Source organism: Prevotella multiformis DSM 16608 (assembly GCF_000191065.1).
In the GTDB taxonomy this organism is placed as follows: domain Bacteria; phylum Bacteroidota; class Bacteroidia; order Bacteroidales; family Bacteroidaceae; genus Prevotella; species Prevotella multiformis.
The window spans coordinates 751,135-766,122 of record NZ_GL872282.1 but is presented as its reverse complement, the minus strand read 5'-3'; the positions used below and the strand labels follow the sequence as shown (position 1 = coordinate 766,122).

At 51.5% G+C, this 14,988-nt stretch carries 13 protein-coding genes; 2 read left to right on the top strand and 11 right to left on the bottom strand.

The window, feature by feature from the left end:
* Nucleotides 1-202: 202 nt before the first annotated feature.
* Both HMPREF9141_RS03150 and HMPREF9141_RS13670 read right to left on the bottom strand, forming a co-directional pair.
* A complete protein-coding gene (locus tag HMPREF9141_RS03150) occupies nucleotides 203-457 on the bottom strand; it encodes a hypothetical protein (RefSeq protein ID WP_007367018.1) in 255 nt (84 codons plus the stop codon).
* Between the two features lie 2,540 nt (nucleotides 458-2,997).
* Nucleotides 2,998-3,258, bottom strand: a complete 261-nt coding sequence (locus tag HMPREF9141_RS13670) for a hypothetical protein (protein ID WP_218916010.1) — start codon at nucleotides 3,256-3,258, stop codon at nucleotides 2,998-3,000.
* Nucleotides 3,259-3,471: 213 nt separating this feature from the next.
* Between HMPREF9141_RS13670 and HMPREF9141_RS13275 the strand changes: the two genes are divergently transcribed.
* Both HMPREF9141_RS13275 and HMPREF9141_RS03130 read left to right on the top strand, forming a co-directional pair.
* On the top strand, nucleotides 3,472-3,897 hold the full coding sequence (locus HMPREF9141_RS13275) for a hypothetical protein (protein ID WP_156792410.1): 426 nt from the start codon (nucleotides 3,472-3,474) through the stop codon (nucleotides 3,895-3,897).
* Between the two features lie 279 nt (nucleotides 3,898-4,176).
* Nucleotides 4,177-4,914, top strand: coding sequence for a hypothetical protein (locus HMPREF9141_RS03130; RefSeq protein ID WP_156792428.1), 738 nt, complete (start codon nucleotides 4,177-4,179; stop codon nucleotides 4,912-4,914).
* Between the two features lie 742 nt (nucleotides 4,915-5,656).
* On the opposite strand, the gene HMPREF9141_RS03125 is transcribed toward HMPREF9141_RS03130, so the two are convergent.
* The 9 genes from HMPREF9141_RS03125 to HMPREF9141_RS03085 all read right to left on the bottom strand — a co-directional run bounded on the left by HMPREF9141_RS03125 (nucleotide 5,657) and on the right by HMPREF9141_RS03085 (nucleotide 14,734).
* Complete coding sequence (locus tag HMPREF9141_RS03125) at nucleotides 5,657-6,295, bottom strand: hypothetical protein (RefSeq protein WP_007367011.1); 639 nt, start codon at nucleotides 6,293-6,295, stop codon at nucleotides 5,657-5,659.
* A gap of 17 nt (nucleotides 6,296-6,312) precedes the next feature.
* A complete protein-coding gene (locus HMPREF9141_RS03120; RefSeq protein ID WP_007367010.1) occupies nucleotides 6,313-6,597 on the bottom strand; it encodes a hypothetical protein in 285 nt (94 codons plus the stop codon).
* A gap of 33 nt (nucleotides 6,598-6,630) precedes the next feature.
* Nucleotides 6,631-7,140, bottom strand: a complete 510-nt coding sequence (locus tag HMPREF9141_RS03115; RefSeq protein ID WP_007367009.1) for an STM3941 family protein — start codon at nucleotides 7,138-7,140, stop codon at nucleotides 6,631-6,633.
* 6 nt (nucleotides 7,141-7,146) lie between these two features.
* Nucleotides 7,147-9,333 carry a Tex family protein gene (locus HMPREF9141_RS03110; protein WP_007367008.1) on the bottom strand — a complete coding sequence of 729 codons (2,187 nt, stop codon included), beginning with the start codon at nucleotides 9,331-9,333 and terminating at the stop codon, nucleotides 7,147-7,149.
* On the bottom strand, nucleotides 9,323-9,898 hold the full coding sequence (locus HMPREF9141_RS03105; RefSeq protein WP_007367007.1) for a hypothetical protein: 576 nt from the start codon (nucleotides 9,896-9,898) through the stop codon (nucleotides 9,323-9,325). The genes HMPREF9141_RS03110 and HMPREF9141_RS03105 overlap by 11 nt, the downstream gene beginning before the upstream one ends.
* Before the next feature lie 84 nt (nucleotides 9,899-9,982).
* Nucleotides 9,983-12,124, bottom strand: coding sequence for a M3 family metallopeptidase (locus tag HMPREF9141_RS03100; protein WP_040554402.1), 2,142 nt, complete (start codon nucleotides 12,122-12,124; stop codon nucleotides 9,983-9,985).
* 885 nt (nucleotides 12,125-13,009) lie between these two features.
* Nucleotides 13,010-13,435, bottom strand: coding sequence for an RNA-binding S4 domain-containing protein (locus HMPREF9141_RS03095; RefSeq protein WP_007367005.1), 426 nt, complete (start codon nucleotides 13,433-13,435; stop codon nucleotides 13,010-13,012).
* Between the two features lie 33 nt (nucleotides 13,436-13,468).
* Nucleotides 13,469-14,041 (bottom strand): aminoacyl-tRNA hydrolase, encoded by a 573-nt coding sequence (pth, locus tag HMPREF9141_RS03090; protein ID WP_040554400.1) that lies wholly within the window; start codon nucleotides 14,039-14,041, stop codon nucleotides 13,469-13,471.
* A gap of 84 nt (nucleotides 14,042-14,125) precedes the next feature.
* On the bottom strand, nucleotides 14,126-14,734 hold the full coding sequence (locus HMPREF9141_RS03085; RefSeq protein ID WP_007367003.1) for a 50S ribosomal protein L25/general stress protein Ctc: 609 nt from the start codon (nucleotides 14,732-14,734) through the stop codon (nucleotides 14,126-14,128).
* Between the last annotated feature and the right edge of the window lie 254 nt (nucleotides 14,735-14,988).

Here is a 14,988-nt window from a genome sequence, read left to right as displayed (position 1 = left end):
TAATCTTTTATTTAGTATAAATATATAAATATATTTTACATTTTAATTTCGCTTGATTTAATGTTTTTATTTATTTGTTTATTTATTGTTTTATGTCTTTATTCTTTTATATGATTTCCTTTTTTCTATCTCTTTCCAATCACTCGTTTTCTGTGTAATTGTATTTATATATATTTGTTCTTTTATTTTTCTATTCATCTATTTATTGTCGCTTTATTTTACATTTATCAGGTTCTGATTTTGGTGTTTCGTTTGGTTTTTCAGTCTTCTGCAGGTCGGTATTAGACCGTGCAGCCTGTTCCCTTCCGTCTCTTTCTTCCGTAGCTTTCTTTTTTGTTTTGGGAAGTCGGGAGAAGCGGATCGATGCTGTCAGGGATGGCTTTTTGACTTCTGCCTGTGCCTTCGGCTCTCTTTTTCTGTCTGGGGGCTGTCGTGCAGCCTTTTCTTTTGCGAGCATTCCGTGTTGTTATGTATCTGTCTTGTTGTCAGACAGCTGTGGTTTATTTAGTCTGGTGTTTTGCCGTCGATACCTTGTTCTGCCGTATTCCTGCTGCATCCTTGAGTCGGTGTGTCTGGTGTCTGCTGGTGGAGTGGGGTACTATGGCATCGTTGCAAGCTCTGCCTTGGGAACTGCCAACTGAAAAGGTGACATCTCGCATCGGTCCTTTTTTGATATTTCCCTTCACCGTTCATGTTCTGTTTTCTTTTGATTTTTTATTTTGATATATTAATATATAAAAATAGATATTACTTATTAGCAGACGTTTACCTTCTTTCTTCTTATTTTTTTCTGAATGCCGGGTGAGTTTTTTTCGTTTTCTCTTTTTCAATCGGGAAGGTTCTTCAGTTTCTCTTTACGTTTTTTCTGTATGCTCTCTTTGTTTGTTGTGCGTTTGTGTTCCCGATGAAATCAATCAATCTTTCAGATCATCTTTGGTGCAAATCCACTTTCACGTTTTCATTTTCCGATGCTTTGAAGCGGAAAATATGTTTTTCTTGTGTTTTTTTTTTTCAATTTGTGCTTCCTTCGCTTGGGTGGTCGGTTTGTTTGTATCGGACATCGTTTGCCAATTTTTCACATAAAAACAAATTCATTTAAATAGTCTTTTATCTTTTCATGTAAATATTTAAAAATATGTATTACAGGTGATTGTGGCTCTCACAGTTCCTCTTTTGTATGACTGGATGTTGCTTTTCTTTGATTGAGCAAGATGTAAGTGTTCTTTTTTGTCAGGCGATTTCAGTTGTCGGTAGAGGAAGTTGTTCCAATTCGGCAGTTGATGTGTTGTCTCTTTTTCTACATTATTTTGTTTTGGATTCGATGGAATGGGAGAGAACTACATATTTTGCCGTCTTGTTTCCTCACTGCTCCTCTGATGTCTGTTTCCTTTGCTTTGTTGTTTGTTTTGTACATCATGAGGTTTTGTATTTTGTTTGCAGATGTGTGCGTCCTGCAGAAAGGCGGGTTCTCTTAGGGGCTGGGCATTCTTTTTCTCGGTCTCTGCTATCCTGTTTTTTCTTTCTTTTTGTATGAAAATATTTTATATCTGCATTTCTCTTTTCCTCTTGTTTATCTCTTCTTTCTTTTCTTTTCGCTGTTTTTCCTGTTTCCAGATTTTATCAATATGCCAGGATGGTTGTTCTCTTTCTTTCAGATTTTTTTCTTGTTTGCTCTATTCTATCTTTATCTGTTCCTTCTTTTTTCTCAATAGTGTATTTTTATATAAACATTGATGTTTAAATTTTATTTGTTTTTTTATTATAGTATATAAAGATATAAAAAAGTATTTATTTGCTTATGTGTAAGAAAATATAAATATATAAATGCTTTATCTTTTCTGTTAAAAATATGTTTATATGAAAATACTCAAATAAAATTATATCTATATATAATTATGTGAATTTTTGAATATTTTTTAAAGTATTGAAATATTGAATCGAGTCGGCATTTAGATAGGGGAAAAGATTTATAAATGCGTTTTTACATATATATGTTTTTGTCCGTGACGACCATTTGTTTTCGCTCCCAAGTACGGACAGGAAGGTGCCGGACAGGGAAGACAAGACAGGTCTTAATGCGCCTTGTGAGGGAGGCGGACAACGGCGACAAAAAAGTGAAAAATGGCATTTTAACAGACAAGGTAAGCATATCGTAGCCGGCAAGAGAGGTCGGGTGAAGTTCGTTGGACGACTGGGGGGTGTGCGGCTTACCAGCTGGGAGATTTGTTTGCGGACGAGTTTGGGACGGTGAGAATACGGTGTGTTTTTAGTAAATATTTTTCTTTGAAGACAAGGCTGGGGATAGAATGAGATTTTGGCGGGATGTCAGGATGAAAATGGGAGGCAGGTCAGAGGCATTTTTTTAAGATGTCAGGGTGAAGATCGGAAGGCTGTTGAGATGGAACTTGAATGGGTGTCCGGGTGGGAATCGGTGGGCGGTCCGGGTGAAATTCTGATGGGCATCAGAAGCGGAGGTGGATGGATGCCAGAGGGGGGGGTGATGGGAAGCCAGCGTAAAATATAGATGGATGCCAAAGGAGAATATGGAGAGGTGTCAGAGAGAAATATGGTGGAATGTCAGAGAAAGACACGGAGGGATGCCAAAGGAAAATATGATGGGATGTCAGCGTAAAATATAGATGGATGCCAAAAGAGAATATGGAGAGGTGTCAGAGAGAAATATGGTGGAATGTCGGAGGTGAGGAGGGAGAGATGTTTGGAGGGATGTTTCAAGGGGCATAAAAAGTCAATGTTTGTTGCTGTGCAGCAATTTTTTTTCGTGCAGGTCGGTCATTTTCTCTTGCTATCTGTGGGACGGTGACAGGAATGAACCTGACTTACTGCGATGCTGATTCCCGACACCGACCGAGCTGATTCTCACACCGACCGAGCTAATGACAACAACACTCTGACTTAAGAGAATCGTGTGTCAACCAACATTGGAGTTAAGCAAATTTATTGTCAAACAGTATTTAATTTAAGAACCAAAACTGTCAACTAAATCCAGTACACTGCAGTGCTGATTCTGACACCGACCATGCTGATTCTGACACCGACCATGCTGATTCTGACACCGACCATGCTGATTCCCGACACCGCCCGTTCTGATTCCCGACAGTGATCGTGCTGTCGGTAAGCGCCGGACGCATGGATGGCGCACACGTTTGCGATTCGCAGTCTGGATGGGGACGACTTGCGGCGACTTGCGATGAACGGAGAAGGCCGATGTACTTTCTCTGGTGCAGGGAGTTTCTCCAAAGACCCTTCGGGCTTGTCGGTTGAATGTTGTGACGTATGGAAATCCGCGACCTTTAAGTGTTGCCGGACGGTGATAGGAAAAACAATTGAAGTGTGTTCTAAGATTCCACACCGGATAGCGGTCGGCGAGGGTGCGTTGACGCGAGGGCATCGTCGATGCCATGTGTCTTTCGTGCGAATGCGGATTATCCGCCGTCCGCTCTTGCAGACATTGTGATTTTCGCTTTTATACGGCATCTTCAGCTTTCTCTTCCGGTCGTTCGGGTCTCTGTGCTTTTAAGAGGAAAGCAGAATCTGCCGCCTGAAAGGGAAAATTCATCAGCGGTATCTTTAGGATCTGCCGCTGTTGCTGCCCGTGCTTTTCCTCCTGCGCCGTTACGGTTTTTCGACAAAGCCGACCGGGGAGGCAGGGGAGACTCGAAAGGGAGAAGAGGAAGAAGAAAAAGAAAAGGAAGAAGGAAAAGAAGAGGGAGAACGGAAAAGAAGAGGGAGAACAGAAAAGAAGAGGGAGAATGGAAAAGAAGAGGGAGAACGGAAAGATGGGACAGGAGTAGTGAACGGACAGGAGTAGTGAACGGACAGGAGTGGGGAACGGACAGGAGTAGTGAACGGACAGGAGTAGTGAACGGACAGGAGTAGTGAACGGACAGGAGTGGGGAACGGACAGGAGTGGGGAACGGATAGGAGTAGGGGACGGACAGGAGTAGGGATCGGACAGGAGGAGGGGACGGAAAGAAGTAGGGAAACCAGAACTTTCTCTCAATAAGATGGCTGTATTATCAGAATATCCATTAAATTTGCATCTGCAGGGCGGCCTTTCGTCTACGGTTTGTCCGTCAATGCGTGAGGCCGGAGTCTCTGCGTGTCGGGAAGGCAGGTACGAAGGAGACCCTGCGGTATTTAAAAGACGGTATGGGCATGAGTGCAGGCAGATGGTTCAGCTATTTCGTATCGCTCCTCTTCTTCTATATGGGGGCGGGGCAGACCGTCTGCGCCCAATATCATCCTGTCCGGGACTCTGCCTGCTGCCTGTCCGCGCAGGATTCCGCATTATCGGAGGCCGTCGTCCGGGCGACAGAGGGGCAGGCTGCGTGCCGTGTGTCTATCGGGCACGGCGGTGCTCCCGCCGAATGTTTCCTCAAGGGCTGGTCGAAAGACATCATACTGAGGCTGACGAAAGGGAAAAGGCCTGCCCCCGGAACCTATCTGAAAAGAAGGTATATAAGGCGGCATCTGAAATCTTTCAGGCGTGGAGCCTCCTGTATCGTTTCCAAGGAACTGTTAGACCGTCATGGCGGGGACTCTATCGGGAAGTCGGACAACAGCCAGTTCGTCATGACAAAGGCCGAGATGGACAGCGTCTTGTTGATAAGTCATGGTGATTTGTCTCTGATAGAACGCGAACTGGGGATTCCTCCCGGTGCCTGGGACGGCAGGATCCTGGTGCGGATCGACATCCCTTCGCCCAGGAAACTGAGGTTGAGGATGCCGTCGGGGAATGAAGCCGGGGCGAATGCGTTATGGATTCCCGGAGGATTCCTGCCGACGGGATTCAAAGAGGCCGTCATCGACAGGATTCCCAAGGGCAGATACACGGCTTCTCTGATTGAGGCCGTGAGGCGGAAAGTCTCCTCCGGCGCCTTCTTCAGGAGGTAGGGGTGTTCCTGTACGATCTTGCGTATATTACGAAACCGCTGCAAAACTCTGTTTGTCCCGGAACCGCATATTTGATCATCAACAGGTTACGCTTTCCGAGGATCCCTATAAGGGAGTCCTGCTTCGGTCTCATCACAGGCTTCAGACGTTCTTTTAAGATAATGTCTCAAGAGAGGCCTGTCTCCCCTCTGCGCCTTTGCTGAATCTTGCCGGTAGAAAACCGGCAGTCAGTCCGGGAGGTGGCGCTCTCATGATTCATCCGGTCAGTGCCGGGAGTTATGGGAGGGGTACTTCCGGACGGACCGGCTTCAGACCCGGGCGTTGGATGGCGGTCGGTTCTGTGTTTGATGGATACCGGCGTCCGCTCGGATTCGTTCGGATGGGAAAGGGTGCGGCTTGTCGTTCTGGTTCTTCCGGAATAGGGAGTGACAAAGCAGGCCTGCTGCATAATAAGGCACACGGAGAAGCGGAGGGAAAAGGCTGTTACGGAGATGCCGGCGGCACAAAAGAGCGACAGAGAAGTAACGTAAGGGTTTCTTTGTTTTTTGGATAAACGCCATTCATCATTCTCACCGGCAAATGCCCTGATAAAACTCTCCGATGACCTCCGTTGCCCACGCGCCGGCGTTGCCTCCGCTCTATGGTTTTTACCTCCGTCCGCTCTCTGCCTCTGTGCGGTATGCCATCAAAGTCATCAACGCACGGGTCAGACCTCATCACGCCAGATCCCTGAAGATTCGATTCATAATTCCTGTAACTTTTTCTGAAAGCCGTGCAGACCTATCCGCCAGAGAAGCCATACGGAGAGAGCGGTCAGCAGGAGGCATAGGATGCCGGCGATGGCATAGGCGGTTTTTCTCTGTTCCCGGTAATAGGTGCTGTTGTCAACAAGGTGGATGGTGGAAGGGCTGATATGTCTTGTAAGTTCCTGATAGGTAAGGCTGTCAGTATGGATGCCGTTCTTCAGGTTGAAGATGAAGTAGCTTCCGTCTGCCTTTCCGATGACGGAATCGCCAAGAACTTGCAGGTGTGTGACTTCCGATACCAGCACTTCGCCGCAGGGATCGTCTTTCCTGCAGATGCCTCCGTTTTCGGGCGCATCCGTGCTGGCAAGTTCGTAATGATTCTTCAGTGCTGCGCTCCAGCTGTCGCCAATACCTATATCCGTCCCGAGGATGACCGCTATGACAACCATACATACGAAACTGCCTGCGGCATAGGTGCAGAGGGCTGTTCCCGGCGTGAGGAAACAGAGGAGCATCTTTCTTTTCCTCTGTCTTTTGCAGAGGAGACAGGAAAACGGAAGCGTCAGCAGGCCTGATGCCAGGGACAGCAGCAGGATGGCGACGGCCCAGAAAGCAAGAACAAGAATCATTCCCATAGGTCGGTCTGTTGATTTCAGGGGGGGTACATTGCCGTCCGTTTCCCCTTGATGTACTTGAAAATGATGTGTGCCGCTGTTGAGAGGGTGTACATCAGGTTGAGCACAAGGAGGCAAAACCACCATGTGAGTCCTGCCCCGTTTTCTGAACGAAAGAAGAGGAGATAGTAGAGCGGGAGAGAGTAACCTGACAATACGATAGCAGACAAGACACCTGTTCCTTTCTGACGGCTGAACATCTGATAGAGGGTGAGGAGTGCGCAGATGATGGAACTGATGTAGAGTAATCTGTCTTCATCCATATTATAGAGGTTAATGCTGACTGTCGGGAGTTGTTATCGGTTATGGCATTGATGTTCCGCCAGGTTCAGTCTGCACAGTGCAAGTGCTTCCTCTGCCCGTCCATCCATCATACAGGCCGGGAAGGAGTAGATGGCGTTGATGGTCTTCAGGTTATACTCCATGGTCTTGCGTTTTATCCACGAAGGTTCGTTGGCGATAACCTTTTCAGGGTCTTTCATCTGGATGGTTATCAACCTGTTGCCTTTAAAACGTATGAGGGCGAAGCCGGCTATCTCGTTCCATGGTATTTCCCTGGATCCGCAGATAGAGATGCCCGTGTCGGTAAATTCTATTTCTTTCTTATGGTTTATGCGGAGCTTTACCATTTTACAAGCCATGAACAAACCGCCCCCGCCGAAGAAGATGATGGACAGGATGCCGGCAAGTCTTGTCTTCCAGAGCGGATACATTGCGGTGGGCGCTTCTGCGGTAAGGAGCCATACGCCCAGGACGGTAAATGCGATGCAGCCTGAGTAAACAAGGATTTTCTTTGTCTGATTCATATATTTTTATTGTTTGATATTCTTCATGCTCAGTCCGATCCTTTTGCGCCGCATATCGACTTCTACGACACGGACGCGGACGTGCTGATGGAGGCGGACGACCTGCGTGGGGTCGGCGACGAAGCGGTCGGCGAGCCGGGAGATGTGAACCAGTCCGTCCTGGTGGACTCCGATGTCGACGAAAGCCCCGAAGTCGGTGATGTTCGTCACGATGCCCGGGAGTTCCATCCCCACGGTGAGGTCGCCGGGGGTGTGGACGTTCTTGTCGAACTCGAAGGCCTCGACCGCTCCGCGGGGGTCGCGTCCGGGCTTTTCCAGTTCGCCGAGGATGTCTTTCAGGCTGGGCAGCCCGATGCGGTCTGTGACGTATCTGTCGAGCCGGATGTTCCTGCGGAGTCCGGAAGAGGCGATGAGTTCTTTTATCGTACAGCCTTGGTCCCTGGCCATCTGCCCGACGATGGGATAGCTCTCCGGATGTACGGCGGAATTGTCGAGCGGGTTCTCGGCATTGTCGATGCGCAGGAAGCCGGCACACTGCTGGTAGGCCGTTTCGCCGAGGCGCTTCACCTTCCTGAGCTGTGTCCGGGAGGTGAAGGGGCCGTGCTCCCGCCGGTAGTCTACGATGTTCCCGGCCAGTGCGGGTCCCAGTCCGCTGACGTAGGCAAGCAGGTGCCGGGAGGCCGTGTTGAGGTTGACCCCCACCTGGTTGACACAGCTCATCACCGTCTGGTCGAGTGAACGCTTAAGCTTTGATTGGTCGACATCGTGCTGATATTGCCCTACACCGATACTCTTCGGGTCAATCTTCACGAGTTCAGCGAGTGGGTCCGTCAGTCGTCTGCCGATAGATATGGCTCCACGTGTGGTCACATCCTCGTCGGGGAACTCCTCACGGGCCGCGGGAGAGGCGGAATAGATGGAGGCGCCGTCCTCACTTACCACATATTTTAAGATGTTTCCAAAGTTATTTGCCGAATTTTGGAGAATATTACTAATGAATGTTTCAGACTCCCTGCTTGCCGTACCATTACCGATGGCAATCGCCTCAATCTTATATGTGCGTATTATCCTCTGGAGGGCTTCCGCGGCTTGTCTTACCTGATTGCGGGGAGGATGGGGATAGATGACCTCGTGATGAAGGAGGTTGCCCTGTCCGTCCAGGCAGGCGATCTTGCATCCGTTGGCAAATCCCGGGTCGAGGGCGAGGACGCGCTTCTGGCCGAGCGGCGGGGAGAGGAGCAGCTGGCGGAGGTTCTCGGCGAACACCTTGATGGCCTCTTCGTCGGCACGCTCCTTGCTCAAGGCGGCAAATTCGTTTTCAATGCTCGGATTGATAAGACGTCTGAAGGAGTCTTCAACGGCTTGGCTGACGAGGGTCTGACAGGCTCCGTGTCCACGTACAAACTGTCGGGTGAGCTTGCGGATACATTCCTCGCCGTCAATCGTGATGCTTACACGCAGGATGCCCTGTGCCTCGCCTCGCCGCATGGCAAGCAGGCGGTGGCTGTTGCATCGGCGGAGCGGTTCGGAGAAGTCGAAGTAGTCCGAGAACTTCTGCGCCTCGTCGGTGTCCTGCATCTTCTTGACGACCTTCGACGTGATGACGGCCTCCCGCCGGTAAGCGGCCCGGACGGTGTTGCGTGCCTGCTGGTTCTCGGAAACGATCTCTGCGATGATGTCCGAAGCCCCTGCGAGGGCTGTGCCGGCATCCTTGATGTCGCCCTTGACGAATCGTCCGGCACATTCCCCGGGATGCTGTTCACGCTGGAGGAGGAGCAGGGCAGCCAGGGGTTCCAGTCCCTGCCCGCGTGCGATCTGTGCCCTTGTGCGCCGTTTCGGCTTGTAGGGGAGGTAGATGTCCTCCAGTTCCGCGGCGTCCATGCACGCACGGATCTGCTTCTCGAGCGCCGCTGTCAGCTTCCCTTGCTCACGGATGGTCTTGACGACCGTCTCTTTCCGTCTGCCAAGTTCCTCCAGCCGTTCATTGAGCTCGCTGATATCGGTTATCTGGACCTCGTCAAGATTCCCCGTCCGCTCCTTACGATAGCGGGAAATGAAGGGAATCGTACAGCCCTCATCGAGTAAGGTGAGAACGGCCGATACGCTTTGGAGAGGGAGGGAAAGCGAGCGGGAGATGAAGGAAGCCCCCTGCGGCTTCTCTTTTGTGTTTTTGAGAACGCTGTTATCTTTCATTTCTGTTCTTTGTCTTGATGACGATTGTCGGATGTTTTTCCAGCCGTGGATCGTTTGCGTAAGTAAGGATGTCGGCAGAGACTATGTCCGTTGACTTGATGCCCCTCGGCAATGCCTCCGTCATACGTTGGGGTGAGAGCTTATAATCAATGATGGTCAACTTTTTCCGGGGTTTCCTCGGTTTTCCGTTTATTACCCACTGCAGCTCTGCAAGGGAGTTGGTTCTTATGATGATGATGTCTTCTGGCGGCTTGCAGAATGTGGTGTTTTTACCTTTCTTTATCTGTTCTTCTGCCGGGAATGTCTGTATGGATTCGATGGCTTGGGGCGGAATAAGTCCCAGTCTATGTGAAACAATCTGTCTGGCAGAATCCGAGCGCATCTCGGTGACGGTGACATGCAGGAGGGAGTCGGGTAAGGGTATGCCGTCAATGACGCATAGGCTCTGGGCACGTGTGGCGGAGGCCAAGAAGAAGATGAAAAAAAGAAGAAGAACCCCTCCCCCTTGCCTCTCCCCCGAAGGGAGGGGAGTGATATGTCCTGTTGATTGTGGCTTGCTTTTCATTGCAGTTTTTATTTTTGGCAAGTGAGAGTAATCACTCCCCTCCCTTCGGGGGAGGGGTACGGGAGAGGGGTTGGGGGTGAGGCATTACATCCCCCTTGCTTTCAGCAATCCCTTTGTATCAGGCGCCTTCAGCCCAGTGAAGTCGGAGAAGATCGTCATCAGGTCGCAGGTGTTGCCACGTGAGAGAATCTTCCGGCGGAAGTCATCACCCACCTTGCGTGTCAGGGCACCGTGAGCCTCGAAGTAGTCGGCGATGTTCACGGCCAGCACCTCGCTCCACAGATAGCTGTAATAACCAGCTGCATATCCTCCGCCCCAGATGTGGTTGAAGTAAGAGGCAGAGTAGCGTGGAGGGATCTGATGGTTCAGCAGGCCGATTTCAGCCAGCGCCTTCTTCTCGAAGGCTGGCGCCTCCTCGGCTGTCGGCACCTCGGAAGGTGTGAGGCAATGCCAGGCCATATCCACACAGGTGGCAGCAAGGTTCTCGCCCAGTGCGTAAGCCGAAAGGAAGTTGAGCGAGCCGAGCATCTTCTCGCGCAGGGCGTCCGGCATCGGCTCGTTGGTCTTGCAGTGGCGTGCATAGTGGTTGAACACCTCCGGTATGCTTGCGAACGACTCATTGAACTGTGACGGCATCTCCACGAAGTCACGTGATACGGACGTACCGCTGAGCGTGTTGTATCTGCAGTCTGAAAGCATCCCATGCAGGGCGTGTCCGAACTCGTGGAACATCGTCTGTGTCTCGTCCCATGTAAGGAGTGTCGGCTGACCTTCCGGTGCCTTGGCGAAGTTGCATACGTTGTAGACCAGCGGCTTCTGCTGGCGGTCGCCGCTCTGCTTGAGGAAGGCGCTCATCCACGCCCCTCCGCGCTTTGTCGGACGGCGGAAGTAATCACAGTAGAACAGCGCCAGCTGCCTGCCGTCGGCATCCATCACGTCAAACACCTTCATGTCCTTGTGATAGGCAGGAATATCCTTGCGCTCGCGGAAGCTGAGGCCGTAGACACGGTGAGCAGCATAGAAGATGCCGTTCACGAGCACGGAGTCAAGGTTGAAGTAAGGCTTCACGTCATCATCAGAGAAGCTGCACTGGTCCCTCTTCATCTTTGCCGAATAATAGAAGCGGTCGTAAGGCTGGAGACGGAAGTCTGCGCCCTCTGTCTTCTGTGCATACTCCTCGATGGCCTTTGTCTGTGCCTCCGACTTTGGCCTGTATGCCTCAATCATCTGGCGCAGGAAGGCATAGACGTTGTCCGTGTTCTTCGCCATAGCCCTCTCGAGCGAGTAAGAAGCATAGTTCTTGTATCCCATCAGCTGCGCCTTCTCCGCACGCAGACGGGCGATCTTCACGATGACGGGGAAGGCGTTGTAAGCCCCCGTTCCGTCCGTACGGTGGATGGAAGCGTTATAGACACGCTCGCGCAGGGCGCGGTTCTCAAGGCTTGCGAGGACAGGCTGCTGCGTAGTGTTTGTAATCACGATGCAGTAAGGCGCCTTGCCGCCGCGGCTTTCGGCGTCTTTCTTGCACTGGGCGATGCCGGTCTCGCCGAGTCCTGCCAGTTCCTTCACATCGCTGACCCACACGGTGGCCTCGTTGGCAGCCTTTGGCAGCATATTGCCGAACTCCTGCTGAAGTTTCGCCTGTTCCCTGTTGATTTCCTGCATGCGTGCCATCTTCTCCTTCGGGAGCAGGGCACCGGCGTGGGTGAAGTCCTTGTAGATGACTTCCAGCAGCTTCTTGTCCTCGCCCTTGAGGGTTTTGTATTCGTGGTCGTAGACATACTTGATGCGCCGGAAGAACTTCTGGTTGAACTTTGTCTCGTTCTCAAACTCCGTCATCATCGGACCGATACTTCCCTGCGCCTTTTCAATCTCAGGCGTCTTGTCAGCTGATACCAGCGCATAGAAAATATTTGAAATACGCTCCAGATCCTTTCCGCTCCGCTCGTAAGCCAGGATGGTATTTGCGAAGGTAGGCTTCTGCTTGTTGTCGGCAATCTTCTTTATCTCCGCTCTCTGCTCATCGATGGCCGCCTTGATGGCAGGGAGATAGTCCTCATCTTTGATACGGCTGAAGTCGGGAGCATTGAAAGGTAGTGTACTCTGTTTCATGAGCGAATTCGTGACCGTCTGGGTGGTCTTGGATCCTGCGTTCTGCGCCTGACCCGTCAGTGCCGTGCAGGCAAGCCCTGCGGCAAGCACGACATTCTTGAGGTTCTGTTTCATATCTGTCATGATGGGGTTAGCTGTAATGAGGTGAGCGGCATCGGGATGCGCCGCCGTGCCGCCGCCGGACGGTACACGGCCGCCGTCCGGTCCGTCCGGATGGCCTTTTCTCCCGCTTCTTCTCCTTTTCTCCGCAAACTTATACAAAAAAAACGAAATGGCCAAATAAAGAGAAAAAGATTGGTTCTTCCGTTAAATGCGTGGATGCTTTTCGCATGGCTTTCACGGAAAAACCGAGGTGATTCATTCAGCAGAAACATAGCCAGGACCGTCAACTGTCTATTTTATTGTCCTCCTCCGGTACAAAGACCTTTTCATTCTAATACGTCGGAAATACAGACGGGATTTTTGAAAAGTCATTACATAATTTCAAACAAATCATCTGCAGATAAAAAGAGTCCGTGCCAAAACCGGGTTTGTAACCAGCAGTCAATCAATTGGTTGTCAAGCCGTTCGTAAAAGGTGCCTGGTTGGACTTCAAAAGGGCGCTGGCAACACGCTGAAAGGGCACCTGTTGCAAGTCAGTCAGGCATCTTCCAGAAGCCGGAAGGGCATGTGTCAGCTCGGGCCGCATGAAAACAGTTTACAAATACCGATGACATGGGAACAAAATAAGTTGTCTGTGGAAGACGGAAAGACGGGCTGATGGTCAGGCTTCGTATCTATCTGCCTTTCCTGCATTTTATCTTTCAGTTCATCCTCCTTTGCAAGACCGTCTGGTTCTGGACTGTCATACCCTGCAAGTGCATAAGCCTTTATTCTCCCATCTACGCATTTAACGGAAGAACCAAAAGATTCCCCTTTAACGGAAGAACCAAAAGATCCCCGGGCAGGGGGGACGCTTTAGGGAACGCCGGAAGGGCATCCCTCGCCCTGCCGGGACGGTCAGAAGGAGAAGTCCTCGTCGTCCCCGTCGTCTTCAAATCCGAAGAGGGCAGGGTCGACAAAGGCCTCCATCTGCCGGCGGTCCTTCTTCGTAGGCCGTCCCGTGCCGCGCGCCCTGTCGACGAATCCGCTGATGCGGCTCATCTCCAGCAGCTCGTACTGCTTGGCCTCGGTCACGTTCTCATAGACTTCGGGGATGGATTTCGCACCGACCCGCTGCTCGATCGTCTTCAGCACCTTGAAGGAGTAGGTGACGGGAGGTTTCCTGACGCACACCACCTCGCCCGCCTTGATGGTGTGGGAGGGCTTTACGTTCACGCCTTTGATGGTGACGCGTCCGTTCTTGCAGGCGTCTGCGGCTGTCGAGCGGGTCTTGAAGATGCGTGCTGCCCAGAGCCATTTGTCTATTCTTGCGATGTCGTTCATCTGCTCTTCCTGTGTTTGCAATCGGTGGGTAGGTTATTTCTTTCCGAGTTTGTTGAACTGGTTCATCGTGATGTCGATGCCGGCGAGGACGAAGCTCCTGATGATTTCCACGGCCGTGTCGACGGCCGGCCGGAGCGCTTCCAGGTCCTCGTCGGTGTAATGTCCCAGCACCCAGTCTATCTGTCCGCCGCGCGGGTAGTCGTTGCCGATGCCCATGCGCAGGCGGGCGTAGTCGCTGCCGATGAGCTGCTGGATGTGCCCCAGTCCGTTGTGGCCGCCGTCCGATCCGCTCCCTTTCAGGCGGAAGGCGCCCGCCGGCAGGGCCACGTCGTCCGAGACGACGAGCAGGCGGCGCTGGTCGATGTGTTCCTTGTTGAGCCAGTAGCGCACGGCGTTCCCCGAGAGGTTCATGAAGGTGGTGGGTTTCAGGAGGATGACCTTCCGCCCCTTGACGGCTGTCTCGGCGATGAATCCGTAGCGCCTGTCCTCAAAAACAATATTGGACGCTTTTGCGAAAGCGTCCAATACCATGAATCCTGTGTTGTGCCGGGTCCCCTCGTACTCCTGTCCGGGGTTGCCCAGTCCGCAGATCAAATACTTGTCCAAAGTTCTGTTTTTTTCGTCATGGCAGCTGCCGGAGATTCCCTCCGGCGTCTTCCGCACGGGAATCTTCAGGACAGGGCCTGTATGTTATTCGGCAGCCTCTTCCGCCTCGGCGGCAGCTGCGGCCTGGATGGAGTTACGTGTCGCCTTGATGGAGCATACGACCACCTCTTTCGGCGTGACCAGCTCGAGCCCTTCGAAGCTCAGTTCGCCCACCTTGATGCTCTTGCCCAGCTGGAGACCCGTCACGTCGATGTCGAGGTGCTCCGGAATCTGCTGGTACGGTGCCTTGACGTTGATCTTGCGGATCGACATGTTCATGCGTCCGCCGTCGCGTACACCCTGTGCCAGGCCGGAGAGCTTCACGGGAACGCCGATGGTGATGGGCTTCTGGTCGTTGACCTCGTAGAAGTCAATGTGGAGCAGCGCGTCCGTTACCGGGTGGAACTGCAGTTCCTTGAGGACCGCCGTGTGCGATTCGCCGTCGATGACCAGCTCGATGACGTAGATGTGCGGTGTGTAGACCACCTTGCGCAGTTCCGCCATCGGAGCGGCGAAGGAGACTGCTACCGGCTTGCCGTCCTTGTGCGCCTCGCCATAGAGGTTGCAGGGAACGAGACCCTCCTTGCGGAGCAGTTTTGAAGCTTTCTTTCCAAGGTCCGTACGCTTCTGACCTGATACTTTGATTTCTTTCATAATTCTGTGTTACTCTAAATTAATATGAACGTTAATTCGCCATCACACACTGAGAGACCGGAAACCGGGAATCCGACGGGTGTCCGCAATTTTCAATCCTCAATTTGCAAAAAGCGCTGCAAAGATACTTCTTTTCCCCGGATTGACCAAGTATTGTCTTAAAAAACACAGAAAAAGACGGTATTGTTTGCACGTACGGCGGAAAATCCCTACATTTGCAAAATAAAGAATTCAATACGAAACACAATCTTTAG

What these genes read in the sequence shown, in the direction of transcription:
- HMPREF9141_RS03150 (WP_007367018.1), bottom strand. Translation starts at nt 457, where the DNA reads ATGCTCGCAAAAGAAAAGGCTGCACGACAGCCCCCAGACAGAAAAAGA.
- HMPREF9141_RS03130 (WP_156792428.1), top strand. Translation starts at nt 4,177, where the DNA reads ATGAGTGCAGGCAGATGGTTCAGCTATTTCGTATCGCTCCTCTTCTTC.
- HMPREF9141_RS03125 (WP_007367011.1), bottom strand. Translation starts at nt 6,295, where the DNA reads ATGGGAATGATTCTTGTTCTTGCTTTCTGGGCCGTCGCCATCCTGCTG.
- HMPREF9141_RS03120 (WP_007367010.1), bottom strand. Translation starts at nt 6,597, where the DNA reads ATGGATGAAGACAGATTACTCTACATCAGTTCCATCATCTGCGCACTC.
- HMPREF9141_RS03115 (WP_007367009.1), bottom strand. Translation starts at nt 7,140, where the DNA reads ATGAATCAGACAAAGAAAATCCTTGTTTACTCAGGCTGCATCGCATTT.
- HMPREF9141_RS03110 (WP_007367008.1), bottom strand. Translation starts at nt 9,333, where the DNA reads ATGAAAGATAACAGCGTTCTCAAAAACACAAAAGAGAAGCCGCAGGGG.
- HMPREF9141_RS03105 (WP_007367007.1), bottom strand. Translation starts at nt 9,898, where the DNA reads ATGAAAAGCAAGCCACAATCAACAGGACATATCACTCCCCTCCCTTCG.
- HMPREF9141_RS03100 (WP_040554402.1), bottom strand. Translation starts at nt 12,124, where the DNA reads ATGAAACAGAACCTCAAGAATGTCGTGCTTGCCGCAGGGCTTGCCTGC.
- HMPREF9141_RS03095 (WP_007367005.1), bottom strand. Translation starts at nt 13,435, where the DNA reads ATGAACGACATCGCAAGAATAGACAAATGGCTCTGGGCAGCACGCATC.
- HMPREF9141_RS03085 (WP_007367003.1), bottom strand. Translation starts at nt 14,734, where the DNA reads ATGAAAGAAATCAAAGTATCAGGTCAGAAGCGTACGGACCTTGGAAAG.